Source organism: Ancylobacter tetraedralis (assembly GCF_014195655.1).
Classification (GTDB): Bacteria; Pseudomonadota; Alphaproteobacteria; order Rhizobiales; family Xanthobacteraceae; genus Ancylobacter; species Ancylobacter tetraedralis.
The window spans coordinates 325,636-350,606 of the sequence record NZ_JACICD010000001.1; the positions used below are offsets into that span (position 1 = coordinate 325,636).

Annotated in this window: 17 protein-coding genes; 12 read left to right on the forward strand and 5 right to left on the reverse strand. The window is 67.0% G+C overall.

Annotated features, from left to right (window positions below):
- Positions 1-180 precede the first annotated feature (180 nt).
- Together FHS55_RS01485 and FHS55_RS01490 are read left to right on the forward strand one after the other, a co-directional pair.
- Positions 181-1,230 (forward strand): extracellular solute-binding protein, encoded by a 1,050-nt coding sequence (locus FHS55_RS01485; protein WP_425485768.1) that lies wholly within the window; start codon positions 181-183, stop codon positions 1,228-1,230.
- Between the two features lie 219 nt (positions 1,231-1,449).
- A complete protein-coding gene (locus FHS55_RS01490) occupies positions 1,450-3,120 on the forward strand; it encodes an ABC transporter permease (RefSeq protein ID WP_183187905.1) in 1,671 nt (556 codons plus the stop codon).
- Positions 3,121-3,145: 25 nt separating this feature from the next.
- Here FHS55_RS01490 and FHS55_RS01495 read toward each other — a convergent pair whose 3' ends face one another.
- Positions 3,146-5,107, reverse strand: coding sequence for an acetoacetate--CoA ligase (locus tag FHS55_RS01495; protein ID WP_425485779.1), 1,962 nt, complete (start codon positions 5,105-5,107; stop codon positions 3,146-3,148).
- 247 nt (positions 5,108-5,354) lie between these two features.
- Here FHS55_RS01495 and FHS55_RS01500 point away from each other — a divergent pair, with 247 nt between their 5' ends.
- A complete protein-coding gene (locus tag FHS55_RS01500) occupies positions 5,355-7,166 on the forward strand; it encodes an AsmA family protein (protein ID WP_183187907.1) in 1,812 nt (603 codons plus the stop codon).
- A gap of 228 nt (positions 7,167-7,394) precedes the next feature.
- Here FHS55_RS01500 and FHS55_RS01505 read toward each other — a convergent pair whose 3' ends face one another.
- A complete protein-coding gene (locus tag FHS55_RS01505; RefSeq protein ID WP_183187908.1) occupies positions 7,395-8,423 on the reverse strand; it encodes a hypothetical protein in 1,029 nt (342 codons plus the stop codon).
- Between the two features lie 235 nt (positions 8,424-8,658).
- Here FHS55_RS01505 and FHS55_RS01510 point away from each other — a divergent pair, with 235 nt between their 5' ends.
- The 4 genes from FHS55_RS01510 to FHS55_RS01525 all read left to right on the forward strand — a co-directional run bounded on the left by FHS55_RS01510 (position 8,659) and on the right by FHS55_RS01525 (position 14,541).
- Positions 8,659-9,420 carry a recombinase family protein gene (locus FHS55_RS01510; RefSeq protein ID WP_343055935.1) on the forward strand — a complete coding sequence of 254 codons (762 nt, stop codon included), beginning with the start codon at positions 8,659-8,661 and terminating at the stop codon, positions 9,418-9,420.
- A gap of 47 nt (positions 9,421-9,467) precedes the next feature.
- Positions 9,468-12,941 carry a class I SAM-dependent DNA methyltransferase gene (locus FHS55_RS01515; RefSeq protein ID WP_183187909.1) on the forward strand — a complete coding sequence of 1,158 codons (3,474 nt, stop codon included), beginning with the start codon at positions 9,468-9,470 and terminating at the stop codon, positions 12,939-12,941.
- A 113-nt stretch (positions 12,942-13,054) separates the two neighbouring features.
- Positions 13,055-13,714 (forward strand): hypothetical protein, encoded by a 660-nt coding sequence (locus tag FHS55_RS01520; RefSeq protein WP_183187910.1) that lies wholly within the window; start codon positions 13,055-13,057, stop codon positions 13,712-13,714.
- Positions 13,715-13,719: 5 nt separating this feature from the next.
- Positions 13,720-14,541, forward strand: coding sequence for a ParB N-terminal domain-containing protein (locus FHS55_RS01525; RefSeq protein WP_484477011.1), 822 nt, complete (start codon positions 13,720-13,722; stop codon positions 14,539-14,541).
- Between the two features lie 135 nt (positions 14,542-14,676).
- On the opposite strand, the gene FHS55_RS01530 is transcribed toward FHS55_RS01525, so the two are convergent.
- The gene (locus FHS55_RS01530) at positions 14,677-16,281 is read right to left on the reverse strand and encodes a site-specific integrase (protein WP_183187912.1); all 1,605 of its coding nucleotides are present in this window, start codon (positions 16,279-16,281) and stop codon (positions 14,677-14,679) included.
- 73 nt (positions 16,282-16,354) lie between these two features.
- Positions 16,355-19,288 carry a PAS domain-containing sensor histidine kinase gene (locus FHS55_RS01535; protein ID WP_183187913.1) on the reverse strand — a complete coding sequence of 978 codons (2,934 nt, stop codon included), beginning with the start codon at positions 19,286-19,288 and terminating at the stop codon, positions 16,355-16,357.
- A gap of 312 nt (positions 19,289-19,600) precedes the next feature.
- On the opposite strand from FHS55_RS01535, the gene FHS55_RS01540 reads away from it, so the two are divergent.
- The 5 genes from FHS55_RS01540 to FHS55_RS01560 all read left to right on the forward strand — a co-directional run bounded on the left by FHS55_RS01540 (position 19,601) and on the right by FHS55_RS01560 (position 24,221).
- Positions 19,601-19,990 (forward strand): phasin family protein, encoded by a 390-nt coding sequence (locus tag FHS55_RS01540; RefSeq protein ID WP_183187914.1) that lies wholly within the window; start codon positions 19,601-19,603, stop codon positions 19,988-19,990.
- A 248-nt stretch (positions 19,991-20,238) separates the two neighbouring features.
- Positions 20,239-20,727 carry a phasin gene (locus tag FHS55_RS01545; protein ID WP_183187915.1) on the forward strand — a complete coding sequence of 163 codons (489 nt, stop codon included), beginning with the start codon at positions 20,239-20,241 and terminating at the stop codon, positions 20,725-20,727.
- Positions 20,728-21,059: 332 nt separating this feature from the next.
- Positions 21,060-21,356, forward strand: coding sequence for a co-chaperone GroES (groES, locus tag FHS55_RS01550; RefSeq protein WP_183187916.1), 297 nt, complete (start codon positions 21,060-21,062; stop codon positions 21,354-21,356).
- Between the two features lie 98 nt (positions 21,357-21,454).
- The gene (groL, locus tag FHS55_RS01555; protein ID WP_183187917.1) at positions 21,455-23,092 is read left to right on the forward strand and encodes a chaperonin GroEL; all 1,638 of its coding nucleotides are present in this window, start codon (positions 21,455-21,457) and stop codon (positions 23,090-23,092) included.
- Positions 23,093-23,339: 247 nt separating this feature from the next.
- On the forward strand, positions 23,340-24,221 hold the full coding sequence (locus FHS55_RS01560; protein ID WP_183187918.1) for a dienelactone hydrolase family protein: 882 nt from the start codon (positions 23,340-23,342) through the stop codon (positions 24,219-24,221).
- 21 nt (positions 24,222-24,242) lie between these two features.
- On the opposite strand, the gene FHS55_RS01565 is transcribed toward FHS55_RS01560, so the two are convergent.
- Positions 24,243-24,866, reverse strand: coding sequence for a MarC family protein (locus FHS55_RS01565; protein WP_183187919.1), 624 nt, complete (start codon positions 24,864-24,866; stop codon positions 24,243-24,245).
- Positions 24,867-24,971: the final 105 nt, after the last annotated feature.

Below are 24,971 nucleotides of genomic sequence, written 5' to 3' on the forward strand. Positions count from 1 at the left end.
GTGCGGACCGGTCGATGGCGGCTTCAGTTTAGACCGATTCAGAATTTGAGTAATTCTAACGTATTGAGATAACAGTTCTTTTCATTGACCCCCGGCTGACCCTACGGTACCCGCGATGGCACGCAGATATCGCATGGGAAGCGCGGCCATACCGTTTCTTCCCTTACGGAAGGAAAAGACATGACGGTGGTTCACTGGGTTTCGATGTCGCGCCGCGCTGCTCTGGGCGGCCTGCTGGCGGCGAGTGTTGTCGCCGCGCCGCTGGCGGCCCGGGCGGAAGAGGTCGTGAACGTCTACACGACGCGCGAGATTGCCCTCGCCAAGCCGCTCTTCGACGCCTTCGCCGAGAAGACCGGCATCAAGGTCAACAGCGTCTTCGTCAAGGACGGGCTCGCCGAGCGCGTGAAGGCGGAAGGCGCGGCCTCGCCCGCCGACGTGCTGATGACGGTGGACATCGGCAACCTCATCGATCTGGTCGACCAGGGCGTGACCCAGCCGGTCAAGTCCGAGGTGCTGGAGAAGGCCATTCCCGCCAATCTGCGCGGCGCGGACGGCAACTGGTTCTCGCTCTCGATGCGCGCGCGCGTCGCCTATGTCGCGAAGGACCGCGTCAAGCTCGACGCCATCACCTATGAGAACTTTGCCGACCCCAAGTGGAAGGGCGAGGTCTGCATCCGCTCCGGCAAGCACCCCTACAATACGGCGCTGATCGCCGCCTATATCGTCCATCACGGCGAAGAGGCCACGCAGAAGTGGCTTGAGGGCGTGAAGGCCAACCTTGCCCGCAAGGCCACCGGCGGCGACCGCGAAGTGGCCCGCGACATCCTCGGCGAGCTTTGCGATATCGGCCTCGCCAACTCCTATTATGTGGGCCTGATGCGCTCCGGCAAGGGCGGCCCCGATCAGGAGAAATGGGGCGCGGCGATCAACGTGCTTCTGCCCACCTTCCAGAATGGCGGCACCAATGTGAATATCTCCGGCGCCGCGGTGGCGAAGTCCTCGCCGAACAAGGTCAATGCCGTCAAGCTGCTGGAATTCCTCGTCTCGCCCGACGCGCAGGAACTCTACGCCAAGGCGAATTTCGAATACCCCGTCGTTCCCGGCGTCCCGGCCGACCCGATCATCGCCGCCTTCGGCCCGCTCAAGGTCGACAATATCGACCTTCTGGCGATCGCCAAGGCCCGCAAGGCGGCGGCCAACCTTGTCGACAAGGTCGGTTTCGACGATTGATGCACCCGCCCGCCCGGCCAGCGCCCGGATCCGCCAGGTGAATTCACCGGATCGATCAGAAAGGGCTCTGGTTTCCACAAGCCGGAGCGGTTTCTCAGCGCGAAAGTCGATCCGCTTTCGCGGAAAACGCTCCCGGACACTCCCCTGCACGGCTCCCGTCGTGCAGGGGAATTTCGCGCTGAAAGCCGGGCCCCGCGCCGAACGGAGCGTTTCACGACCATGAGCACGGCCATCACCACGGCCACCGCGACACGCAGCGGCGAGGGCAGCCGCCTGCGCCTGCTGCGCTGGGGCGCGGGCGGCACGGCGCTGCTCGTGCTGCTGCCGGTCGCGGCGCTGCTGTGGTCGGCGGCGCAGGGCTCGGGTGATCTCTGGCCTCATCTCATCCGCAACGTGCTGCCACGCGCGATGTTCGAGACCCTCGTGCTGGCGCTCGGCGTGGGCGTGCTGGCCGGCACCATCGGCACCGGCACGGCCTGGCTGGTGGCCACCTGCCGCTTTCCCGGCCGCGGCCTGTTCGAATGGGCGCTGCTGCTGCCCCTCGCCATCCCCACCTATATCCAGGCCTTCGTCTATGTCGACGCGGTGCATCCGCTGGGGCCGATCCCCACCGCGCTGCGCGCGCTGCTGGGGCTCGCCCGGCCGCGCGACCTGTGGCTACCCGAGGTGCGCTCGCTGCCGGGCTGCATCGTGCTGCTCGGCTTGGTCCTCTACCCTTACGTTTATCTCACCGCGCGCGCGGCTTTCCTCGTGCAGGGCTCCTCGGTGCTGGAAGCCTCGCGCATGCTCGGCGCCGGCGCCACCGAGACCTTCCTGCGCATCGCCCTGCCGCTCGCCCGCCCGGCCATCGCGGTCGGGGTGACGCTGGTGCTGATGGAGACGGTGAACGATGTCGGTGCTTCCGAATTCCTGGGCGTGCAGACGCTGACCCTGTCGATCTACTCGACCTGGCTGAACCGCTCCAGCCTGCCCGGCGCAGCGCAGATCGCCCTGTTCATGCTCGCGGTGATGTTCGGGTTCGTGCTGCTGGAGCGCTGGGGCCGGCGCCATCTCAACGTGGTCAACGGCGCCCGCGCCCGCCCGCCAGTGCGGCGCATCCTCGCGCCCGGCGCGGCATGCGTCTCCTTCCTCGCCTGCCTACTTCCCGTCGTGCTCGGCTTCCTGATGCCGGCGGGCCACCTCCTGCACATGGCCTGGCAGCGGCTGCTGTTCCACGGAGTGCCGGCGACGATCCTCCAGGAAGCGGCCAATACCGCGCTGTTCGCCGCCATCGGCACCGCCCTCGCTCTGGGGCTCGGGCTGATGGTGGCGGTGGCCGGCCGAACCGGGGCGCTGGCCTCCGGCCTGGTGCCGCGCCTCGCGAGCCTGGGATACGCCATACCGGGCACGGTGCTGGCGGTCGGCCTGCTGGTGCCGCTGGCCGGCTTCGACAACCTCGTCTCGGCCTTCAGCGCGCAGGTTTTCGGGCACACCACCGGGCTGCTTCTGTCGGGTTCCGGGGCGGCGCTCATCATCGCCTATGTCATCCGCTTCCTCGCCATCCCGGTCGGCGGGCTGGAAGCGGGTTACGGCAAGATCGGCACCACCATGGACATGGCCGCGCGCAGTCTCGGCGAGCGCCCGGGCGGGGTGGTGCGGCGCATCCACCTGCCGCTGCTGCGCCCGGCGCTAGGCACCGCGGCGCTCCTCGTCTTCGTGGACTGCATGAAGGAACTGCCGGCGACGCTGATGCTGCGCCCGCTCAATTTCGAGACGCTGGCGAGCCATGTCTATGGCGAGGCCGCGCGCGGCACCTATGAGGACGGCGCGCTGGCCGCCCTGCTCATCGTGCTGGTGGGGCTGGTGCCCGTCATCCTGCTGGCGCGGCTGTCGCGGCCTCGCGAGGGCTGAGGCGCAGAGCCGGCCGGCCCGTCCTTCAGTTCGCCAGGTCCGGCAGGTCGCGATATAACTCCAGCGCTTCCGGGTTGGCCAGCGCCTCGGTGTTCTTCACCGGCCGGCCGTGCACCACCTCGCGCACGGCAAGCTCGGTGATCTTGCCGGAGCGGGTGCGCGGAATGTCGTTCACGGCGATGATCTTGGCCGGCACGTGGCGCGGGCTGGCGCCGGTGCGGATCTGCGTCTTGATGCGCTTCTCGAGCAACTCGTCGAGCACGGCGCCCGCTTTCAGCCGGACGAACAGCACGACGCGCACGTCATTGTCCCATTCCTGGCCGATGGCGATGGCCTCGACGATCTCCGGCACCTGCTCGGCCTGGGCGTAGATCTCGGCGGTGCCGATGCGCACGCCCTGCGGGTTCAGCGTCGCGTCCGAGCGCCCGTGAATGATGATGCCGCCATGCACCGTCCATTCCGCGAAGTCGCCATGGCACCACACATTGGGGAACCGGTCGAAATAGGCGGCATGATATTTCGCGCCGTCCGGGTCGTTCCAGAACATCACGGGCATGGAGGGGAAGGGCCGGGTGCACACGAGCTCGCCGCGCTCGCCAAACACGCGCTGCCCCTCGTCCGACCACACCTCCACCGCCATGCCGAGGCCGGGCGCCTGGATCTCGCCCTTGTAGACCGGTGCCGTAGGATCGCCGAGCACGAAACAGGAGACGATATCGGTGCCGCCCGAGATGGAGGCGAGGTGCACGTCGGCCTTGATCGCCTCATAGACATAGGCAAAGTCCGCCGGCGCCAGCGGCGAGCCGGTGGAGGTGATCGCCTTGAGCGCGGAGAGATCGTGCGTCTCGCCCGGCTTCAGTCCTTCCTTGCGCAGCGCGTCGATATATTTGGCCGAGGTGCCAAACAGCGCGAAGCGTTCTTCCGCCGCATAGTCGAACAGCACGGAAGGGGAGGGCGCGAAGGGCGAGCCGTCGAACAGGCACAGGGTGAGCCCGCTGGCGAGACCGGTGACGAGCCAGTTCCACATCATCCAGCCGCAGGTGGTGAAGTAGAACAGCCGGTCGCCGGGCGAGAGATCGCAATGCAGCCGGTGCTCCTTGATGTGCTGGAGCAGCGTGTTGCCGGCCCCGTGCACGATGCATTTGGGCACGCCCGTCGTGCCGGAGGAAAACAGGATGAACAGCGGGTGGTTGAACGGCAGCCGCTCGAAGGTGGGCGCCGCTGCCGCGAACGGGGCGATGAAGGCCTCGAGCGAAACCCCGTTCGGCAGGGCGCTCGCCACCTCTTCGGCCTCGCCGAGATAGGGCACGATGACGGTGCGCGCCGCGCTGGCGAGATGAGGCACCACGCTCTTCAGCTTCTCGGCGATGGACACCCGCTTGCCGGCATACCAATAGCCGTCGCAGGCGACATAGACCTTCGGCTCGATCTGGCCGAAGCGGTCGAGAATGCCGCGATCGCCGAAATCGGGCGAGCAGGAGGAGAAGATCGCCCCCAGCGAAGCGGTCGCCAGCATCACGGCGATGGTTTCCGGGAGGTTCGGCAGGGTGGCGGCCACCCGGTCGCCAACGCCGACGCCCGCGGCGCGCAGCGCCTGCTGCAGGCGCGAGACCAGGTCGCAGAGTTCGCCATGGCTCACCTGGCGCCGAACCTTGTCCTCGCCGCGGAAAATGAGCGCGACGGCTTCGCGCGGGCGCGGGCGCAGCAGGTTCTCGGCATAATTCAGCCGCGCATCCGGGAAGAAGTGGGCGCCGGGCATCCGGTCGCCGTCGGCAAGGGCGCGCTCGCCGCGCTCGCCGATCACCTCGCCAAGATCCCACACCTGTTCCCAGAAGGCATCCGGCCGCAGGATCGACCACGCGTGCAGGTCGCGGAAATTGTGCAGGTCCGTGCCATGGCGGGCATTGGTCTTCGCTATGAAGGCGGTGACGACGCTTGCCGCAACCCTCTCCGCGCTCGGCGTCCAGAGCGCCTCTTCCTTCGCCACAACCATCCCTCGTTTCCTCTCCCAGGCGGATCCGCTCTTTGTGGCGGACCCCGCAATCCACGTCATCGGCGCACGTCGGCGATGGGCAATTCATAGCGCCCGTCTCGCCCGCTGTCAGGCCATCAAACAGACACAGAAGCGCAAGATGTTGCGGGCAACTGAAGTCATTCTCCCCAGCCCTCGCTCTCGCGCTTGCACAGCGGCGCTGCCGTGCTGTAGGCGGAATCAGGGGGATCTGCGACGCGTGATGAGAAAACTGATTCCCATCCTGCTGCTGCCCGTGCTCATCGCGCTCGTCGGGGCGGCGGTGGCGCCGAAGCTTGCCTCCGAGGAGCGGCTGCGCGCGGAGGCGGCGGTGCTTCTGCGGCAGGCCAGCGGCCTGGATGTCGAGATCGACGGCGCGGCCCGCTTCTCGGTGCTGCCCTGGCCGGCGATCGAGCTGGACGGCGCCACGATCGGCAAGGACGACGTGCGCCTCGCGGTGCCCCGTGTGCGGATCGTGCTGGATCTCCTGCCGTTGCTCACCGGGCAGGCCCGGGCCGGCCGGCTGGACCTCGACCGGCCCGAACTCACTCTGGCGAGCCGGCAGCTGGACGATGACCCGCTCGGCGCGATGCTGCTGCGCCTGGCGTCGGGCACGTTCGCGGCCGATATCCGCGTGGTTGACGGCCGGCTGTTCATTGCCCGTGACGATGTCCGTGAAATGGTGCTGCCGGATGCGGACCTGCGCATCGTGGTGCGCGGCGGCAGCGAGGCCTCGATCCACGGCGAAGTGACCTGGCGCAGCGAGCCGCTCGCGCTCGACATCAGCGCCACGGGGCTCGGGGCGCTGCCCACGGGCGGCGCCGGCCGCGTCCGCCTGGGTGTATCCGGCCCGCCCGGCGAGTTCTCCTTTGACGGCGCGGCCAAGCTGGCGGGCGGCGCCGTGGCGGTGGGCACCCTCTCGGTGTCGAGCCGCCGCCTGCGCGATACGTTGGCCTGGCTTGATCTGGATGCGCCGACCGAGCAGGGCTTCGGCCCGTTCGCGCTCAGGGCGCAGGCGGTGATGTCGGGGCAGGGCGCCTCGCTCACCGATGCGCAGCTTGAGCTCGACGGCAATGTGAGTGAAGGCGGCTTCAACCTGCGCTTCGACGGCGCGCGCCCGGTGCTGCAGGGATCGCTCGCCAGCGATCATCTGGATCTTTCGCCTTATGGCGAATTGTCGGTCTCCGAGCCCGACAGCGACAGCTGGAACCACGAGGCGATCAATCTGCGCCGGCTGGCAAGCCTCGATGTCGACCTGCGCCTGTCCGCCGCCGAGGTGAGGGCGGGCGGCGCCCGGCTCGAGAACGTGGCGGCGAGTTCGGTGCTCAAATCCGGCAAGCTGATGTTCGCGGTTGGCGAGGCGGAAGCGTGGGGCGGGATTTTCCGCGCTGCTGTGCACGTCTCTCCTGCCTCCGCTTCCCAGGCTGAGATCCGCGTCGAACTGGGCGCGGAGAATGTGCAGCTGGGGCCGGCGCTGGGCGACCTGTTCCGCACCCAGCGGCTCGAGGGCACGGGCTCGTTCCGCCTGGCCGCCGGCGGCACCGGCGCCAGCATCGCGGCCATCGTCTCGCGGCTCAACGGCACCTTCACGCTGGATGGCAAGAACGGGGCGCTGGTGGGCATCGATGCCGGCCGTGTGCTCGCCCGGCTGGAGCAGCGCCCGCTCTCGGGGGCGAATGACATGCACGGCGGACGCACCGCGTTCGATCGTATCCTCATCGAGGCCGCCATCCGCGACGGCATCGCCCAACTGGGCAAGCTTGACGTCACCAGCACGCGCCTGCGCATCGCGCTCAGCGGCCAGAGCGCCATTGCCGACCGCGAACTGGACTTCACCGGCCTCGCCCAGCTGATGGCCTCGGCCAAGACCGGCACGGATCCGGTGGCCACGTTCGAATTGCCGTTCCTGGTGCGGGGAAACTGGGACCAGCCGCTGCTTCTGCCCGATCCGCAGGCGCTCATCCGCCGCTCCGGCGCCGCCCGCCCGCTCTTCCCCCAGCCCGCCGCTCTCGGCGTCAGCAATCAAGCCCCCTGACCCGCCGGCCCGGCGCTACTCCGCGAGCACCCGTGTCGAGGGGAAGGTGATCGGGGAAGCGTGTGTTAGGCTGTTGAGGATAAAGAGGTTTATCCGACCGACTGATGGGGCACTGGACCAGATGGCTGGGGTGCGGTCAAGGCAGTGGCGATGTTTTTTGGCAGGGATGTGAGTGCGGACTTAATTGAAACGAATTGGACCGTTCCCCCCTCCGGCAGCAGGAGGTTCTCAATCGAGCTTGTCGAAGCGGGGTTTCGGCGAAATGATCCGAGGCGCAAGCTGTTTGATGTGTAGCCAGTTGGGTGCATTGACGCCAACAAGACGCTCTTTCGCGGAGACGAGGTCCTGCTGGGCTGCCTCATCAAGTGCGGACTCTATATCAATGACGGTTGCGTCCGGGTATTTCTTCAGCTGCTCTTCGATGCGCTGAGCCTTGGCTGACGGCTTGGTCCAGTAGGCGGGCAATGGTTGCTTGCCTAAGGTGATGATGGCGCGTCCAACTGCCTGGTATGCGTCGTTGAAAAGCCCCATGAAGCCATTCGGATCAGCGAGCGTGACGATCCAAAGCCGGTGCGCAGGACTATATCGGACGCCCGCCCTGTTGAGGGGATGCGTCGACTCCGGAACAATTCCAATTCGTAGGCCTCTGCCACCTTCAAGGAGGTCGAAGTTCGACTTCACAGTCGCTGCAAAGTGCCTGGCATCATCCTCAGCCGACACAAAGAGGTCCGTTTTCCAAATCTGCTGGATTCGAGGTGGTAGGAAAGCCTCCGCCACTTTGCCTTGCGCTGCATTCGCAACCCAAGTTCCGAAGTGAAATGGTCGGCCGCTGCCTTCTGGCAAAATGTAGGATTGTGCCCCTGCTGCATCCACAACGGCATCAGTGAAGCCGAGATAGCGAGCCCGCTCGTGGCCAAACATCAGTGACTGCGGAGCGGCATCCTTGACAAATTTGGACGCCTTCCGCATCGCGTGATGCAGCGGGTCGATAACGCGCTCTTCTTTTCCCAATATGGCCTCATGAACGGCCCATTCGAACCCATCGCCGCGAAGACCCTTGTCCCTATCGACACGGGCAACCTTTGCTAATTGACGCATTCGGACGTCTAATAAGGGCGTATTTAAATCGGTTAGGTCTTCCTCAGTGAGAGTGTCCAACATCGCGCGGAGGACTGAGCGCGAGACCGCGTAGAGTGCGCGACCATACTCATCGATGGGAGCGTTTTGCTCGATGAATGTTACCTGAGGTTTCGACATGGTTGATGAATCCCATCGATTCGCCGAATGATTGTATGTCTTGATTACAGTCCTTGAACAGTCGCCGAAGCGTTTTACGGCTTCAGCAAGGACGTCGTTCCCACAAAGTTGCCCAATAGCCCCTGCCCATATGGACGCGTCCGCGTTCGCGTGTTGCGCGTCCAATAGGATGGGTATTGACATTTCGGACGCTCACGACTCTCATGTCTAGATCTTTTGGACACGAGGGCAGGGCATGGCACGCGTCGCCGATCCGCTGGAGCGGCTGCTGAAGCAGCAGGAGAAGCTGGAGCGCCAGCGCGCGCGGCTGGAGCGCGAGGCGGCTGCGGCCGCTGCGAAGCACGAGGCAGGAGGCGTGTTCGAGCCGGGGCCGCGTGGCACGCCCATGCCGGCGCCTGCCCCCATCCTGATCGGTTATGGGCGCACCTCCACGGCCGAGCAGGCGGCCGGGCTGGAAGCGCAGCGGCGGGACCTCGAAGCGGCGGGCTGCGGGCGCGTGTTCACCGAACAGGCGTCGTCGGTCGGCACCCGGCCGCAGCTGGAGCGGGCGCTGGACTATGTGCGCGAGGGCGACACGCTGGTGGTGACGAAGATTGACCGGCTGGCGCGCTCGACCACGCACCTCTGGGACATTGTGCGCGACCTCGATGCCAAGGGCGTGAACCTGCGGGTTCTGAACCTCGGGGGCGAGACGGTGGACACCAAGAGCGCCACCGGGCGGCTCATCCTCAACATCTTCGCCGGCTTTGCCCAGTTCGAGCGCGAGATGATGCTGGAGCGCCAGAAGGAGGGCATCGCCAAGGCCAAGGCGGAAGGCCGCTATACCGGGCGCAAGCCCTCGGCCCGGCTCAAGGCGGATGATGCCCGGCGTCTTCATGCCGAGGGCCGCACCGTGACCGAAATCGCCAAGACGCTCGGCATCGGCCGGGCGAGTGTCTATCGCGCGTTGGGGATGAACCCCGCCAAGGCCCCCGATACCGCATTGCCCGCAGGTTGACCGAACGCTAGCCTTGCAATCCTTCCTCGTGCCACTGCCGGGCGTTCATGGTTGATGTCGAGCACTTCATAACCCGCTGGACGGCGCGCGAGGGCGGACAGGAGCGGGCGAATTATGCGCTGTTCCTTGCGGAGCTGTGCGCGGTCATCGGCGTTCCGCCGCCCGAGCCGGCCGGGCACGCGAGCGAGCTGAACGCCTATGTCTTCGAGCGCGCGGTTACCTTCCGTGAGCCGGACGGGTCCACCGCGAAGGGGCGCATCGACCTCTACAAGCGCGGCTGCTTCGTGCTGGAGGCCAAGCAGAGCCGGCAGGGCGAGGGGCCGAAGGCGGTGAGCCAGGAGCAGCAGGGCCTGTTCGCGCCGGCAGAGCTGCCGCACGGCAAGCGCGAAAGCCGCCGCTGGGACGTCTTGATGATGAATGCCCGCCGTCAGGCGGAGGATTATGCCAAGGCGCTGCCGCCGGCCGAAGGCTGGCCCCCGTTCCTCATCGTCTGCGATGTCGGCAACTGCTTCGAGCTCTATGCGGATTTCTCGGGGCAGGGGAAGAACTATGCCCAGTTCCCGGACCGGCAGGGCTTTCGCATCTTCCTGCATGATCTGCGCTCGGAAGAGGTGCGCGAGCGCCTTCGCCGGATCTGGACCGAGCCGCACAGCCTCGACCCCACCAAGCGCGCGGCGAAGGTGACGCGGGACATCGCCACCCGGCTCGCCAAGGTGTCGAAGTTTCTGGAGGAGCAGAAAGGCGCGGACGGCAGGCCGCTCTATTCGCGCGAGGCCATCGCCGCGTTCCTCATGCGCTGCCTGTTCACCATGTTCGCGGAGGATGTGGAGCTTATCCCGAAGGAGAGCTTCAAGGGCCTGTTGGAGCGTTGCCGCGCCAAGCCGGAGCTGTTTCCCGCGCTGGTGGGGCAGCTGTGGGAGGCGATGGACAAGGGCGACTTCGCCTATGCCATCGAGGCCAAGGTGAAGCGCTTCAACGGCTACCTGTTCAAAGACCGCGCCGTGCTGGCGCTGCCACGCGAGGAAATCGGCGAGCTGTACGAGGCGGCCAAGTCGAACTGGAAGGAGGTCGAACCGGCCATTTTCGGCACGCTGCTGGAGCAGGCGCTGGACTCCATAGAGCGCCGCAAGCTTGGCGCGCACTACACCCCGCGCGCCTATGTCGAGCGGCTGGTGGTCGCCACCATCATCGAGCCCCTGCGGGCCGAATGGGACCATGTGCGCGCCACGGCGGAGCGCCTGAGCAGCGAGGGCAATGCCGGCGGGGCGCTGGAGGAGGTTTCGAAATTCCACGCCCGGCTGTGTCAGACGCGGGTGCTGGACCCCGCCTGCGGCACCGGCAACTTCCTCTACGTGTCGCTGGAGCTGATGAAGCGGCTGGAGGGCGAGGTGCTGGAGGCGGTGGCGGACCTCGGAGGCCAGGAGGCGCTGGGACTGGACCGCCACACCATCGACCCGCACCAGTTTCTCGGGCTGGAGCTGAACGCCCATGCGGCGGCCATTGCCGAGCTGGTGGTGTGGATCGGCTTCCTGCAATGGTTCTTCCGCACGCAGGGCGGCCAGCCGACCGAGCCTATCTTGCGCGACTTCAAGACCATCAAGGCCATGGACGCGGTGCTGGTGACCGATGGCGCGGAGCCGGTGCTGGACGAGGCCGGGCAGCCGGTGATGCAGACGGATGCCGAGGGCCACCGCGTGCCGGTGCTCACCTTCCGCAACCCGCGCCTGCCGGTATGGCCGGAGGCGGAATACATCGTCGGCAACCCGCCCTTCATCGGCGGCAAGGACGTGCGCGGCCGGCTGGGCGATGGCTATGCCAAGGCGCTCTGGGCAGCGCACCCGCACATGAACGAGAGCGCCGACTTCGTGATGTACTGGTGGGACCGCGCGGCGGACCTGCTGACCCGGCGCGGCACGAAGCTGCGGCGCTTCGGCTTCGTGACCACCAATTCCATTACGCAGGAATTCTCCCGCCGTGTCATGGCGGCGCGGATGAAGGCGAAGAAGCCGATTTCGCTGCTGATGGCGATACCGGATCACCCGTGGACCAAGGTCACGCGCGACGCGGCAGCGGTGCGCATCGCCATGACCGTGGCGGCGGCGGGCAAGCACGAGGGCGTGCTGCACGAGGTGGTGCGGGAGGTTGGGCTGGAGAGCGACGCGCCGAAAATCGAGTATGCCGACCGCAAAGGCGACATCAATCCTGATCTGACGGTTGGAGCCGATGTGACAGGTGCAGTGGCCCTTCGAGCGAATGACTTCATTTCGTCCCCCGGCATGAAACTGCATGGCTCGGGCTTCATTCTCAGCCCGGCCGAAGCTCAAGCGTTGGGACTTGGGAGGCGAGAAGGGCTTGAGGCGTTCATCCGCCCCTACCGGAATGGCCGTGACCTAGCGGCCCGTGCTCGGGAGGCGTTGGTAATCGACCTCTTCGGACTGATGGCTGACGAAGTGCGGGCACGGTTCCCTGAAATTTATCAGCACGTCGTTTCGACGGTGAAAGAAAGCAAAGATAAGAGCGGAAACCCGAACGGGCGGGATGTAAATAATCGTGAGACTTACCGGAGAAACTGGTGGATTTTTGGCGAGCCCCGTTCAGATTTTCGCCCAGCCCTACAGGGGCTTGACCGATACATCGCCACGGTGGAGACGTCGAAGCACCGGATATTCCAGTTCTTGCCGGAGTCGATTGTGCCGGACAATATGCTGATTTGCGTGGCCAGCAGAGATGCGTTGAACTTGGGCCTGCTGTCGTCTAGACCTCACGTTGTTTGGGCGCTACGGGCCGGTGGCTGGCTCGGAATCGGCAACGACCCTCGTTACTCGAAATCCCGCGTCCTCGACCCCTACCCGTTCCCGGATGTCTCCGAGCCGCTGAAAGCCGATATCCGCGCCGTTGCCGAGGAACTCGACGCCTTCCGCAAGGCCCGGCAGGCGGAGCATCCGCGTCTGACGTTGACCCAGATGTACAACGTGCTGGAAAAGCTGCGGGCCGGGGCAAAGCTGGACGCGGACGACATCCGCATCCGCGACGAGGGGCTGGTGCTGATCCTCAAAGAGCTGCACGACAAGCTCGATGCGCTGGTGTTCCGCGCCTATGGCTGGCCGGAAAACCTGTCCGACGAAGACATCATCGCCCGCCTCGTGGCGCTCAACAAGGAGCGGGCCAAGGAGGAGGCGCGCGGCCTCATCCGCTGGCTGCGGCCGGATTACCAGAAGGCGCGGGCGGGCATCACCCGCGAGGTCGAGGCCGCCGAGACGCAGGACACCATGACGCTGGTGGTCGCGGCGGAGAAGGAGCAGAAGCCGCTCTTTCCCGCCAACGAGGTGGAGCGCACCGCCGCCATCATGTCCGCGCTCGCGAATGCCTCCGCCCCGCTGGACGCGGCTTCCATCGCGGCCGGCTTCCGGCAGGGCAAGCGGGTCGAGCCGCAGGTGCGCGCCACGCTGGCCTCGCTGGTGCGCATGGGCTTCGCCAGCAGCCGGGACGGCATCGGCTTCATGTTCCGCCGCGTGGCATGACGCGGTGGCATGACGCGGTGGATGGCGGGCGCCGGTAACTTGCTCCGCCGGCCGGCGTGATTTAATGCGCGACTGTCTGTCCGGGGACGGACGCAGATTTGACGGGCTCCGCCATGGCACCCTGCCGCGCCCCCGGATGCGGCGTTGAGGCGACCCGCTTCGGGCACTACTGCACCACGCACAAGTCCCGCCTGCGGCGGCACGGCGACATCGCCCAGGCGGCTATCAGCCGGGCGGCGCTGGCGCCCTATGTCGCCCGCGTGCGCACCCGCATCGCCAAGAACGCGGCGAGCCCGCTATGGGCGCAATGCGAAGCCCGCTGGACCGCCGTGATGGACCATGCCGGCACGATCATCGCCCGCTATGAGGGCGGCGGCACCGTGATCCGGGATGAACTGCGGGCGGCGCGCGAGGCCGGCCGGCTTGCCGATGTCGCGGCGCGGGAGGTGGTGGAGACGGTGGCGGCGCTCTACCTGATGCGCGACGCGGAGCCCCGGCGCTTCCGCTCCGATGCGGCATTCACCACCCAGCTGGTGCGGCGCGTGCGGGGCCTCGCGGAGGTCAACGCGGGAATTTGGTACGACCATGCGAGCGGCCGCATGCAACGCGTCTATCGCGACCTTCCCCCCACCGTGGCCTCCATCCTCGCGCACTGGCTGGTGGAGACGCTTGGCGTGGTGGGTGTGCGACTGGCGGCGCTGGAGCGCAAGGACAGGGACGCGGAAGAGGCCAAGCGCAGTGCCTTCCGCGACGCGCTGGAGGATTTGACGTGAAGACGATGAACATCGACCAGCTTCGCAAGAAGGCCGCTGCCGCAAAGGGCAAGCCCACGGAACCTGCCACGGTGAAGCTGGAGGACATCCGGCGCGACCCGGCGTTTCAGGTGCGGACGGGATTGGACAGCGCCAATGTGCGCCGGCTGATCGGCGCCTATCGATCGGGCACCAAGGTCGACCCCATCGTGCTGGCCTTCTGCGACGACGCGCCAATGCCGGTGATCATCGACGGACACCACCGTTTCGAGGCGCTGGAGCAGATCAAGCAGGAGGCGGTGGACGCGATTGCGGTCGCGGTCTCCCGTTCCGAGGGCCGCTGGCTTGCCGCCAAGGCCAACGCCCGGCACGGCCGCCAGCTGAAGCGTGTCGAGCTGCGGCGGATGTTCAAGACCTACGTCCAGACGCGCCAGCACGTTCTGCGGGGCGGCTATTCAAAGGATGGCCGGGACCTGACGGGCGCCCTCAAGTCCTATGCCGAGATTGCCGCCGACATCGGCGTGAGCAAGGCGACCGTGCACAAGTGGATGTGGACCGACTTCCGCAAGACAGCCCTCAAAATGGGCGGCGCGGAGGAGTTCGTTGGCCCCGGTGGCTTGGTCGAGAAGAGCCCGGAGCCGCAGCAGGAGATGAGGGCATTTCGCGCCAGCCTCTCGAAGCTCAACACCGCCTTCATCGACGCCGAAGACTATTACGCGCGGCAGGAAATGCTGGAATTGCTGGAGAGCACGCTGGCCAGCTTCCGGCAGCAGCACGCCGCAGAGGATGAACTGAGCACCCATTGGGACGGGCCGGACACCACCGCCGAAGACGCGGGGCATTTCTAGGAATTTAGCATTTGCAGTGGTTCTTGAGCCATAGGCGTTCAAATTGGACGGTCTCTGTCAACGGCTCGGCTTCGGCGGACCTCTGTTTTCAATGAGTTCGGTGCCTCGGGCGGGCTGGTGCGTAAGCGGAGCCGATCAGACATCGTAGCGCGGCACCCGGTTCAACTGATCGGCCAGGAAAGCCGCGCTGGCGTGCTCATAGCTGCGAGCGACGCCGCCGACCGTGTGACCCACGAGGATATCGCGGATCGAGGGCTCGACACCCGCCTCGGTCAATCGGGTCTTGAGCGTGTGGCGCCACGCGTGGTTGGGTTTGACGCGGGGGTCCAGCTTCGCCTCCTTCCGCACCCAGTCCGCCAGATGTTTGGCACTGAGTTCAGCCTGCGGGGTCTTGGCGTCGGCTTTCTCACGGCGCTCGGGGTCGAAGAACAGCGGGCCGGGACCACGCGACCGCACGAAGTCGAGAAAGCCGATATCGATCAGGTGTTGGTGCAGGAAGGCGCGGCGCGATTGACCGGTCTTCACGGTGCCGGCCTCGGGCGTGATGTCGAGCACCCAAATGCCGTCTTCCTGCCGGACGTCCGCACCGCGAAGCTGCGTTATCTCCTGCACGCGGGCACCCGTGTACGCGCATAGCCACGGCACCCAGCGGCGGGTGAAGGCCCGTGTGGGGTTCTCCGGATCGTCCGGGACGGCAAGAGCGGCGGAGAGCACGGCCTTGATTTCATCGGGACGGAAATTCGGCTGCCGTTCCCGAACCCGCTTGGGCACCTTGATGGTCACATCGGCAGCAGGGTTCGATGTAAGGAAGCGCCCGCCCTCATAGCTCATTGCCCAGCCCATGACCGACTTCACGGCGGAGATGTGATTGTCCCGGACGGACTTGGGCGAAAGCCCTTCGACCTTCAGGCGATGTTCAGCCCAGCGCCACAGGTCATCGGACGTGATGTTGCGCACGTCCTTGGCTTCGTGAAAGGCGTCGCACGCGGCAATTGCGGGCGCGTAGACCTTCAGCGTGCCGGGCTTCAAGTCCGGGTTTGCGGCCTTCCTGCGCTCGAACAATTGCTGAAGAGTGACCGCATCGGCCGGGCGCGCGGGGGACGCCGGAGCCGATAGCGGCGCTGCTGGCGTCTCCCATGCCGGGAACCGCTTGGGGCGCGCGTCTTCACGATAGTCGCCGCGCGCCAACTGGCTGAGGCGGAGATGGGCGGCCTCATATTCTTCTTCCATGGCCTCCATGAACAGGGGCAGAGAGTCGGGGGCGAGCGTCACGCCCTCGTTGAGGAAGAACTCGGACAGAAAGCCGTTGTCGTGCAAATGGGCACGCACACGGGCGGCAATCTTCGGCCCCCGCTTGTGTGGGAGGTCGCTCAGGTCGCGCTCATCAAGGACGCCGCCGGTCGCCTCCAGATTGTGAAAGGCCTCCAGCCGGAGCACCCACCCCTCCGGATCGTTGCCGGGGTCATCCTCGAAGCGCGCGATGAACCACTGATACCAGCGGCCGGCGAGGGCGAGCGCCTGCTTGCGCGTCAGGGTGACAAGGCCGGAGGTCAGTTCGGCGAATTTGGCTTCGAGTTGGGCGTGTAGTTCGGCGTTACGGCGGCGCGCGTGGACCGGATCGGTTCCGAGCCACTCGACAACCTCGCCCTTGCCCATCCGCGCCCGCAGGCGCTCGGGAACAACCTTGCGGAAACGCCAGCGCCCGGACTTCGGGTCTTGCTTCGGGGGAGGGTACGCCATCCACATTGGACCGCCTCACTGGACCAGAGTGACGGCCGGAACTCCTTGATAATCAACAAACCCTTGGAAACGCTTACTCCGCGAGCACCCGGGTCGAGGGGAAGGTGATCTCGACGATGGTGCCGACATCGACCGCGCTGCGGATGTTGAAGCTGGCGCGGTTGGCCTCCGCCAGCGCCTTGGTGAGCGGCAGGCCGAGGCCCGTGCCACCGGAGCCGGCGCTGCCGGAGGTGGCGAGCTGGCGGAACGGCTCCATCGCCACGGAAATATCCGCCTCCGACATGCCGATGCCGGTGTCGCGCACCCGCATCACCACCTCGCCCGCGTCGGTCAGGGCGGTGGAGAGGATCACCTGCCCGCCGGGCCGGGTGAACTTGATCGAGTTGGACACGAGGTTGAGCACGATCTGCCGGATCGAGCGCGCGTCCGCCACCACGGGCGGCAGGTCCGAGGCGAGCGAGGAGCGGATGATGATGCGCTCTCGGTTGGCCTGCGGCTGCATGATGCCCATGCATTGCTGCACGATTTCGTTGAGCGGCACGCTGGTGAAGGACAGGTCGAGCTTGCCGGCCTCGATCTTGGAGAGGTCGAGAAGGTCGTTGATCAGCGAAACGAGGTGCCCGCCCGAGGCATGGATGTCTCTGAGATAGTCGCGGTAGCGCTGATTCTCGATCGGTCCGAAGCGCTCCTCCATCATCACTTCGGAAAAGCCGATAATGGCGTTGAGCGGCGTGCGGATCTCGTGGCTGATCTTGGCGAGGAAGTCGGATTTGGCGAGGTTGGCGCGCTCGGCGAGGCGCTTGGCCTCGGTGAGTTCCTCCTCGGCGCGCTTCCACTGCGTGATGTCGCGCAGCACGGCGCAGAATTTCGAGGCGTCCTCGCCCACCCGGCCGATGGTCATGAAGAGCGGGATGAGCCCGCCCTCGCGCACCCGGCCGATCACCTCGCGCCCGTCATTCAGCACGCTGGCGACGCCGTTCGAGGCGAGCCCGTCGAGATAGTCCACCGCGCCGCGCTGGCTCTCGGGGGCGAAGAGCAGCGTGAAATTCTCGCCCTTCACTTCCCGCGCGGCGAAGCCGAACAGCGCCTCGGCCGGGTGGTTCATGCTGAGAACCACGCCCTTGGCGTCGATCAGCACCACGCCGTCGGTCGCGGTGTCGAGGATGGCGCGTAGTTCGCGGGCGGCGCCCTCGGCCTCGCGCAGGGCGAGTTCGGCCTGGCGCAGGCGCTCGTCATCGGCCGGCTCGGCGCGGCGCAGCACATAGAGCATGGCCGGGCCGCCCTCCCACGGGGTGGAAAGCAGCCGCGCCTCGACGGCGAGCGGCAGGCCGCTGGCGGTGAGCAGGGTGAGGGCGCGCCCGTCGGCGCCATCGCTGGCGGGCGGGGTGCCGAACAGCGTGGCGAGCCCGCCGGCTGCCTCGATCGCCTCCAGCCCGATATGGCCGGTCCAGTCCAGCAGGGCGCGGTTGACATAGAGCAGCCGGTCATCGCGGAAGGCGACGAGGCCCACGGGCAGCCGATCGAGCACGGGGCGCTCGCCCTCCGCAAGCGCGCGGCGTAGCCCATCCGGCTCCGGCGACGTGGCCCGGGCGGGCGACGCCGGCTCGATGATGCTCGGCACGGCGGCAGGCGGGGCGGGAGCGGCAGGTATGGCGGGCTCGGGCGCGGCGGGCGGCGGGGCGTGGGGCTCGGCGATGCGCGGGCTGCCGCCCGTGTCATGGGTGTCGTCGAGGCCTTCCAGCCGGGCGCCGAGGGCCCGCGCAATCTCGCGGAACGCATTGAGCTCTCCGCTCGACAGTCCCTCCCAGGACGAGCGGGCGCTCTCGCGGGCCGGCGCCGATTCCACGCCCGCGCGCAGCGGCACGACATTGGGGGCGGTCGGCACGATGCTCAGCGTCACCCGCACGGAGGACGCGAAGTCGCCCGAGAAGGCCTCGGTGCCGGAAGGCGGGGGCCCGGGAAGCTCAACCCCGGGAAACTCGGCCCCGGAAGGCTCGGATCCGAATGCACCGGAGGCGGGGAGGCCCGATGCAGGAGGCTCCGCCAGCGGCGGCTCAACGGCTGGAGCCTCGGGGGCGGGAACCTGCGGCGCGCGGGGCGTCGCCACCGCCGGCGGCTCGACCGCAGGCCCCGCTGGAACGGGGGGGACAGGCAGAACTGGCGCGGCCGCGCGGGCTGTCCCGCGTGGCGGCTGCGGCGCGATCGGCATCGCGCTCTGCGGCGCGGTCCGCGCGGATGATACACTGCCGGACGGCTCCGCCTGGCGGTTGCGCACGATGCCGAAGCCGCGCATGCCCTCACCGCGGATGGGCGCGCCGCCGAGTTCGACATCCAGCACCTCGCCACGCGCGGTCGGCAGCCGCACCGGCAGGTGGGTGAAGCTTCGGCCCTCGCTCACGGCGTGGTGGGCCGGGCCTGCGCCGAGGCTGTGCCAGTCGCGCCCGGCAATCGCCTCGGCGGTGAGATCGAGCGCATGGGCGAGGCGCGGGTCGACATGGGTCAGCCGCGCGTGAAGGTCGGTTCGCCAGGTGAAACGCAACGGCGACGGGCTGGTTTCCGGGGGCGCCGGCACCGGGGAGGTCCGGCCCGCGGCGGCCGCACGCGCGGGCATCTCGGCAGACGCCGGGGCGGGGGGCGGGGCAGCGGCCGCCACGGACGGTGTCTCCGCGCTCACCATGAGCAGCGCCCGGGTGCCGGCGCTTGCCAGCAGCGAGCAGGCGAAGGTGGCCGGGGTCAGCCGGCCGGGCAGGCGCACCCGCTCGAGCCGCGGCGGGCGATCGGGGCGCAGGGTCTGGGCGAGGCGGGCGGTGGCGGTGACGAAGGCATCGGCAATCGGCGCGCCAGCGAACAGGGCTCGGCCGGCCGCATTGGCGGCGAGCAGCGAGCCGTCGACCCGGACCAGCAGTGCCGGCACGGCCGCGCCGAGGGCCGCCGCGGCCAGAGCCCGCAGCGCCTCTTCCGCGCGTGTCGCGGCTGCCGAATGATCCCCGTCCGTCGGTACGCTCATGACAATCCGACAAATGTCGCGGTTCGCTTCTGCAGCCCCAGGCACACAGGACCGCATGTTCACTCCCACAACCATAATGCGGCCCGAGCCTCTGCGCCACGATGCTGGCCCTGCGTCACACGGGCTTCGCGCTTTCCGGTTAACCGGATGCGACCGATCCCGGTTAATCATCGGCAACCTTTGGCGCGTCCCCGATGGATTTCCGCTGGTGCCGCGGATCTGCTATACTACTTTTGTCGTAGGCATCAGCGCCAATAGATTGGCTCACGCGGCCCGATACGATCAATCCGCGCCCCTGTAGTGGAGGTCTCCATGGCGAATGATGCGAAAATCGACGTGCCGCCGGAACTGCGTGCCATTGCCGAACAAGGCGTCGGGCAGGCGCGCGCGGCGATGGATGGTTTCATGAATGCCGCGCACAAGGCGCTGGACGACGCGGGACGGCAGGCGGACGCTGTCCATGACCAGGGCCGCGATCTACGCCGCACGGCGCTGAGGTTTGCCGAAGACAATATCGCCGCCGGCTTCGAATTCGCGGCCCGGCTGGCCAAGGCCACGACGGTGGACGACTGGGCGCGGCTCAACGCCGACTATGTGAAGGATCAGGCCTCGCGTCTGGCCGAGCAGGCCAAGGCGCTGGGCGGCCAGACGGCACCGTTTGCCGCGAAGCCGGCGTCGGGCAGCGACCCCAAGAAGGACTGACCGCGCCTCCGCTCTCCGACCGGTCGCCCCGTCTCTCGGGGCAACCGGCGGCCTTTCCCCGATATCGCAAAAAATGCGACGCGAGGGTTTTATTGTGCATTGCAATATGATATTGCAGTGCACAAATAGAGCGTATCGGACTTGGAAGGGCTCCCTTGAAGCCGCGTCTGCCAAGTCGAGGCACGGCCGCACAGGCGCGGATGCTGCCGGTGCCCTCTTGTTCTGACCCGCGACCCGAGGAGAAAATCATGGTTGACGCCACCGTTACGCCGACCCCGAAGAAGGCCGCCAAGGCGGCCACCGCTGCTTTCGAGTCGGCGATGCCGAAGATGGATCTCACCGCGCTGGAAGTGCCGGCCGTGGTGCGCGAGATGGCCGAGAAGAGCGTGCAGAGCGCGCGCGATGCCTATGAGAAGATGAAGACCAGCGCCGAAGAGACCACCGACGTGCTCGAAGATACCTATACGACCGCCTCCAAGGGCGTCGCCGAGTACAATGCGGTGGCTCTCGAGTCGCTGCGCACCAATGTGAACGCGGCGTTCGACTATGTCGGCGCGCTGTTCTCTGCCAAGAGCGTCTCGGAGGCTGTCGAGATTTCGACCGGCCACGTGCGCAAGCAGTTCGACGTGCTCTCCGCGCAGACCAAGGAGCTTTCGGCGCTGGCCCAGAAGGTCGCCTCCGAAACCGCCGAGCCGATCAAGGCGTCGGTCGAGAAGAGCATGAAAAAGGCCTCCTGAGCCCGGCGCGCGGCGCGGCCGGCCTTGCGTCGGCCTGAGCCCCGCCTTGGCAATGGGGACTAGCTTGGCGGCCTGGCTTCCGGATGTCTGGAACCCCGGTTGTCTTGCTCCCGACATTTTTCCCATGTGGAAGAACCCGGCCTGTACGCAGGCCGGGTTTTTTCGTGCCCGCACGGGGCTTTTTCTCGCGCCCACGGTTCTTGACTCCGGAATCCGGGCTGCCTATCTCCGCAGCGCCTTTGGCACTCTCCGCGGAAGAGTGCTAGGATAAGGCCGGAACGAGTTCCCCTGCGCCATGCTGGCGCGCGACCGGAAGACCCGAGGAGCCATAAATGGCCAAGCTTAAGTTTCGTCCCCTGCACGATCGTATCGTGGTGAAGCGCCTTGACGCGGAAGAGAAGACCGCGGGCGGCATCATCATTCCCGATAGCGCCAAGGAAAAGCCCTCGCAGGGCGAAGTCGTCGCCGCCGGTCCCGGCGCGCGCGACGAGGCCGGCAAGCTGGTTCCGCTCGACGTGAAGGCGGGCGACAAGGTGCTGTTCGGCAAGTGGTCCGGCACCGAGGTCAAGATCGACGGTCAGGACCTGCTGATCATGAAGGAATCCGACGTCCTGGGTATCGTCGGCTGAGGCCGGCCGGGGCCGGCTCGCCCGGTCCTCTGCCCTGACGATCCGGCCCGCCCCGTCTGGCGGCGGGCCGCACGCAATCCAATCCAGGAGTGAGCCTCATGGCTGCCAAGGACGTAAAATTCGGGAGCGACGCGCGCGACAAGATGCTGCGCGGCGTCGACATTCTCGCCAATGCCGTCAAGGTCACGCTCGGCCCCAAGGGCCGTAACGTTGTGATCGACAAGAGCTTCGGCGCTCCCCGCATCACCAAGGACGGCGTCACCGTCGCCAAGGAGATCGAGCTCGAGGACAAGTTCGAGAACATGGGCGCGCAGATGGTGCGCGAAGTGGCCTCGAAGACCAATGACCTCGCCGGCGACGGCACCACCACCGCCACCGTGCTCGCACAGGCGATCGTCCGCGAGGGTGTTAAGGCGGTTGCCGCCGGCATGAACCCGATGGACCTCAAGCGCGGCATCGACCTCGCCACCACCGAGGCGATCAAGGATATCGAGAAGCGCGCCAAGAAGGTGAAGAACACCGACGAAGTCGCGCAGGTCGGCACGATTTCCGCCAATGGCGACGCGTCCATCGGCGAGATGATCGCCGGCGCGATGCAGAAGGTCGGCAACGAGGGTGTCATCACCGTCGAGGAAGCCAAGACCGCCGAGACCGAGCTCGACGTGGTCGAGGGCATGCAGTTCGACCGCGGCTATCTCTCGCCCTATTTCGTCACCAACCCCGAGAAGATGACGGTGGATCTCGAAGATCCCTACCTGCTCATTTTCGACAAGAAGCTCTCGGGCCTGCAGGCCATCCTGCCGGTTCTCGAAGCCGTGGTGCAGTCGGGCAAGCCGCTCATCATCATCGCCGAGGACGTCGAAGGCGAGGCTCTGGCCACGCTCGTCGTCAACAAGCTGCGCGGCGGCCTCAAGGTCGCGGCCGTCAAGGCACCGGGCTTCGGCGATCGCCGCAAAGCCATGCTTGAGGACATCGCCATCCTCACCGGTGGCCAGGTCATTTCCGAAGAGCTCGGCATCAAGCTGGAGAGCGTCAGCCTCGCCATGCTCGGCCGCGCCAAGAAGGTCGTGATCGAGAAGGAAAAGACCACGATTGTCGACGGCGTCGGCAAGAAGAAGGACATCGAGGGCCGCGTTGCGCAGATCAAGTCGCAGATCGAGGAAACCACCTCGGACTACGACCGCGAGAAGCTGCAGGAGCGCCTGGCCAAGCTCGCGGGCGGCGTCGCGGTGATCCGCGTCGGCGGCGCGACCGAAGTCGAAGTGAAGGAAAAGAAGGACCGCATCGACGACGCGCTCAACGCCACCCGCGCGGCGGTGGAAGAGGGCATCGTTCCCGGCGGCGGCATTGCGCTGCTGCGCGCCAAGAAGGCGGTCGAGAAGCTCTCCAACGACAATCCCGACATCCAGGCCGGCATCAAGATCGTGCTGAAGGCGCTCGAGGCGCCCATCCGCCAGATCGCCGAGAACTCGGGCGTCGAAGGTTCGATCGTGGTCGGCAAGGTGCAGGAATCGAAGGACCAGAACTTCGGCTTCAACGCCCAGACCGAGCAGTTCGTCGACATGATCGCCTCCGGCATCGTCGATCCGGCCAAGGTCGTGCGCACCGCGCTGCAGGACGCCGCCTCGATCGCCGGCCTGCTGATCACCACCGAAGCCATGGTCGCCGATCTGCCGAAGCCCCCCGCGGCGGCCCCCGCCATGCCGGGCGGCGGCATGGGCGGCATGGACTTCTGAGGAAGTCCAGCCGACCCTGCGGTCTCTCGGGGCTCAAGCCGGCCAGGCCCGGCTTGAGTGGCGGCATGGACTTCTGAGGAGGTCCAGCCTCGACAAAAACACGAAAGGGCGTGGCGTGAGCCGCGCCCTTTTTGCGTTGAAAGCACTCGTTGCCGGGCGATGCCTCCACGCGATACCGCTCCCCGATTCCTGATGTGCGTCCGCGCCCGATCCGCCCCATCCTGTCCGCCGCAACGGGAGGCCATCCATGGATCCGCGCATCATCGATCTCTACGACCGGTTCACCCACGGCCATGTCGGGCGCCGCGCGTTCATGGAAAGGCTGGCCACGCTCGCCGGCTCCGCCGCCGCGGCCGCGGCGCTGCTGCCCTTGCTGGCCAATGATTATGCCCGCGCCACCATCGTCGAGCCGGACGATCCGCGACTCGACATCTCGACCGTCCGCTATCCCTCGGGCGGGGCGAGCGTGAGCGGCTATCTCGCGCGGGCGCGGCGCGTCGATGCACGGCGCCCGGCGGTGATCGTCATCCATGAGAATCGCGGGCTCAACCCGCATATCAAGGACGTGACGCGCCGGCTGGCGCTGGAAGGCTATCTCGCCTTCGGCATCGATCTTCTCTCGTCCGAGGGCGGCACGCCGGAGGATGAGGACAAGGCGCGCGAGGCCATCGCCGCGCTCGACCGAACCGCCACCGTGGCGCGGCTGGTCGATGCGGTCGCCTTCCTCGCCGCGCATTCCGCCTCGACCGGCACGGTCGGCGCCATCGGCTTCTGCTGGGGCGGGGGCATGGTGAATCTTCTGGCCGAGGCCAGCCCGCAGTTGAAAGCGGGCGTCGCCTATTACGGCATGCAGCCCCCGCTTGATCGGGTGGATGCCATCCGGGCGGCGCTGTTGCTGCATTATGCCGGGCTGGATACCCGCATCAATGAAGGGATCCCCGCCTATGAGGCGGCACTGAAGGCGGCCGGCACGGATTATACGGTGCACGTCTATGAGGGCGCGCAGCATGCCTTCAACAACGACACCAGCCCCACCCGCTACGATCCCGCGGCGGCCACGCTCGCCTGGGAGCGCACCGGCGCGTTCCTCGCCCGGCATCTGGGCGCGCCACCGCCGGTCGAGACGTGATGCGGTTCAGATGCCGGCGGTTCAGATGGCCGGCAGGTGCAGCCAGCGCGCGGCGGCGCTGAGGATGAGATCGACCGCCAGCGCGGCCAGGATCATGCCCATCACCCGGCTGATCACCGAGGCGCCGCCGCGGCCGATCAGCCGGGCGACCGGCGAGGCGGTGAGCATGATTGCCAGCGTCACCAGCAGCACGAGGGCGAAGATAACGAGGGTGATGACCCGGTCCTGGAAATCGAAGCGGGAATCGTCCGTCAGCACCACGGCCGCCAGCATGGCGCCGGGGCTGGCGATGGAGGGGATGGCCAGCGGATAGATCGCGATATCGACGAGATTGGTCTCCGCCGGCGCGTTCGCATCGGTATGGCTGGAGCCGTGGATCATGGTGAGCGCGAACAGGAACAGCACGATGCCGCCGGCGATCTGGAAGGATTCGATCGACACGTCCATCGCCTGCAGCAGCCAGTGGCCGGCCATGGCGAAGAATACCAGCACGCCGAAGGAGATCATCACCGAGAGCAGCGCCGCCTTGCGCCGGTCGGGCGCACTCAGCGTCGCGGTTACGGCGAGGAAAACCGGCAGCGTGCCGAGCGGGTCGACCACGACCCACAGCGTGACGAACTCCTGAACATGCTCGGACCAGTTCATCCCTCACCCCTGCTGTCGCGTGCGACCCGGTCGGCGGCCGTTGCGCCGGCCCGGCCGGGCCGGCATGGTGGCGCCGCGACTCAAGGGTACAGGGATCCTGGGCGC

Bases quoted from the DNA above. Each gene is read 5' to 3' on its own strand.
- FHS55_RS01560 (WP_183187918.1), top strand. From the start codon at position 23,340: ATGGATCCGCGCATCATCGATCTCTACGACCGGTTCACCCACGGCCAT.
- groES (WP_183187916.1), top strand. From the start codon at position 21,060: ATGGCCAAGCTTAAGTTTCGTCCCCTGCACGATCGTATCGTGGTGAAG.
- FHS55_RS01525 (WP_484477011.1), top strand. From the start codon at position 13,720: ATGAACATCGACCAGCTTCGCAAGAAGGCCGCTGCCGCAAAGGGCAAG.
- FHS55_RS01490 (WP_183187905.1), top strand. From the start codon at position 1,450: ATGAGCACGGCCATCACCACGGCCACCGCGACACGCAGCGGCGAGGGC.
- FHS55_RS01535 (WP_183187913.1), bottom strand. From the start codon at position 19,288: ATGAGCGTACCGACGGACGGGGATCATTCGGCAGCCGCGACACGCGCG.
- groL (WP_183187917.1), top strand. From the start codon at position 21,455: ATGGCTGCCAAGGACGTAAAATTCGGGAGCGACGCGCGCGACAAGATG.
- FHS55_RS01485 (WP_425485768.1), top strand. From the start codon at position 181: ATGACGGTGGTTCACTGGGTTTCGATGTCGCGCCGCGCTGCTCTGGGC.
- FHS55_RS01520 (WP_183187910.1), top strand. From the start codon at position 13,055: ATGGCACCCTGCCGCGCCCCCGGATGCGGCGTTGAGGCGACCCGCTTC.
- FHS55_RS01530 (WP_183187912.1), bottom strand. From the start codon at position 16,281: ATGGCGTACCCTCCCCCGAAGCAAGACCCGAAGTCCGGGCGCTGGCGT.
- FHS55_RS01540 (WP_183187914.1), top strand. From the start codon at position 19,601: ATGGCGAATGATGCGAAAATCGACGTGCCGCCGGAACTGCGTGCCATT.
- FHS55_RS01545 (WP_183187915.1), top strand. From the start codon at position 20,239: ATGGTTGACGCCACCGTTACGCCGACCCCGAAGAAGGCCGCCAAGGCG.
- FHS55_RS01505 (WP_183187908.1), bottom strand. From the start codon at position 8,423: ATGTCGAAACCTCAGGTAACATTCATCGAGCAAAACGCTCCCATCGAT.
- FHS55_RS01565 (WP_183187919.1), bottom strand. From the start codon at position 24,866: ATGAACTGGTCCGAGCATGTTCAGGAGTTCGTCACGCTGTGGGTCGTG.
- FHS55_RS01515 (WP_183187909.1), top strand. From the start codon at position 9,468: ATGGTTGATGTCGAGCACTTCATAACCCGCTGGACGGCGCGCGAGGGC.
- FHS55_RS01500 (WP_183187907.1), top strand. From the start codon at position 5,355: ATGAGAAAACTGATTCCCATCCTGCTGCTGCCCGTGCTCATCGCGCTC.
- FHS55_RS01510 (WP_343055935.1), top strand. From the start codon at position 8,659: ATGGCACGCGTCGCCGATCCGCTGGAGCGGCTGCTGAAGCAGCAGGAG.